The organism is Thalassospira sp. UBA4513, from assembly GCF_002388495.1.
Taxonomy (GTDB): domain Bacteria; phylum Pseudomonadota; class Alphaproteobacteria; order Rhodospirillales; family Thalassospiraceae; genus Thalassospira; species Thalassospira tepidiphila.
On the sequence record NZ_DGMR01000031.1, the window covers coordinates 2,788 to 2,996 of the forward strand.

A 209-nucleotide genomic window follows, 5' to 3' on the forward strand; every position below is an offset into this window, starting at 1 on the left:
GCGGCGAAATAGAAACAGTTGCGCCGTCCGGTGTGGCAGGCAACGCCAATCTGATCGACCTCGACCAGAATGGTGTCCATGTCGCAGTCATAACGGAAATCGACCAGTTTCTGCACCTGGCCGGAGCTTTCACCCTTGCGCCACAGTTTCCCGCGGGAGCGTGAGAAATAGCACACCCGGCCGGTTTCAAGCGTTTCAAGCACCGCATC

1 protein-coding gene is annotated in these 209 nt (G+C 57.9%); it reads right to left on the minus strand.

All coding sequences use genetic code 11. The features are described from left to right. A partial coding sequence (locus B2T33_RS12205) for a phosphoribosyl-AMP cyclohydrolase (RefSeq protein ID WP_286792114.1) occupies positions 1-209 on the minus strand: 209 nt, incomplete at both ends.